This is a genomic window from Psychrobacter sp. (genome assembly GCF_036731945.1).
Classification (GTDB): domain Bacteria; phylum Pseudomonadota; class Gammaproteobacteria; order Pseudomonadales; family Moraxellaceae; genus Psychrobacter.
In genome coordinates, this window is the sequence record NZ_DAINDI010000060.1 from 2,505 (window position 1) to 3,856 (window position 1,352).

2 protein-coding genes and 1 pseudogene are annotated in these 1,352 nt (G+C 37.7%); 1 reads left to right on the top strand and 2 read right to left on the bottom strand.

The window, feature by feature from the left end; genetic code table 11:
• Both rnpA and rpmH read right to left on the bottom strand, forming a co-directional pair.
• Positions 1 to 231: ribonuclease P protein component (gene rnpA / locus V7D75_RS11470; RefSeq protein WP_333614659.1), on the bottom strand; the 231-nt coding region annotated here is incomplete at its 3' end.
• Between the two features lie 205 nt (positions 232 to 436).
• Positions 437 to 571: a 50S ribosomal protein L34 gene (gene rpmH, locus V7D75_RS11475; protein ID WP_007394757.1), complete on the bottom strand. Its 135-nt coding sequence runs from the start codon at positions 569 to 571 to the stop codon at positions 437 to 439.
• A 666-nt stretch (positions 572 to 1,237) separates the two neighbouring features.
• Here rpmH and V7D75_RS11480 point away from each other — a divergent pair.
• Positions 1,238 to 1,352 (top strand): annotated as a pseudogene (locus tag V7D75_RS11480) (DnaA N-terminal domain-containing protein); the annotation flags it as partial.

Below are 1,352 nucleotides of genomic sequence, written 5' to 3' on the forward strand. Positions count from 1 at the left end.
AACATGACGTTTGATTAAATTTCGTGTGACAGCCGTCGGTACTTTACGTTTGGTAATGGCCATACCGACTCGAGGCTGTTCACAATGGTTACTACGTACAAACGCCATTAAATGACTCTGATGCAGCTTGCGCTCAGGCGCGTCAAATACCTCGCGAAAGGACGAAGGCGTGAGTAGGCGCTGTGCTTTGGTAAATCGAGCGTTGGGGGGCGCTGAAACGGTATTGGACATAATACAACCTAATATAAGAGCTAGTAACACTAGCAGAGATAATAGCGTAGAAAGAATAACAAAGTATAGAGACAAAAAAAGCGCCGATGTGGGCGCTTTTAATATATGGCTGAGTGACAGTTGTGATGCTTGACGATCGCAATCTATAAAATAATAGAAACACAACAAGCACTATCGGCCATGCTTATCGCAATCTACTGATTAATTATACAGTAAGGCGATGACGTCCTTTAGCGCGGCGACGAGCTAAGACTTGGCGGCCTTTTTTGGTTGCCATACGTGCACGGAAACCGTGAGTACGTTTACGCTTGATCACGCTTGGTTGGAATGTACGTTTCATAACTCACCTATCAAAATAATGGACTAAATTCGTAATAGCGGAGGATTATACCACTGCATAGTATTTTGGTCAACGAACTAATTTGCTCTGTTTTCATACAGATGATTTTACAACAGAGTGAGTTTTCTTATATTTATCGGTAATGAGAGTTTTGCAGCTAAGAGATTTAGTTAAATAAACTCATATTAGTAGACCCAAATTATCTTATTAGAAAAACTATTTTGATAATGAATTTTTGAAACTTATCCACAGTTTGTGTCGAACTCTATAATAATTAACTATTGATATATATAAATATTGTTGTTATTGGGGACTATATTATCTGTGGTTAACTCGATTTTTTACTTTATTATCAAAAGAATAGGTTATGGGTAAGCCTGTGTATAACCTGTGGATGGAATATGGATAACTCATGATATATACTTGTCCACAAAACTATCCACAGTCTTATCCACAAAAAACAAGGTGTTATCCACAGGCTGTTTGTGTTAGATTAGCGCCCTACTAGATGTATGATTTTGAGTTATGTGATCATCAGGTATCTTTATTAAGAAAAGAGGCTTTTTGGGGCTTAAAGCTGATAGATTTACACTATAAAAATGACGTTTTTTTGACCGATTACCTTGGACTATGGGGTTAGTATTTTTCATGATTGATACAGCAACTATTTGGGATAAATGCCTAAACGACTTACGTTATCATGTTAAAGATAATGTCTTTACGATGTGGTTGAGACCGTTATCTGCCCACCAAGAAGCCAGTAGCTTGATTATTCTTGCTC

Coding starts and splice junctions, on each gene's coding strand:
- rpmH (WP_007394757.1), bottom strand. CDS start 571: ATGAAACGTACATTCCAACCAAGCGTGATCAAGCGTAAACGTACTCAC.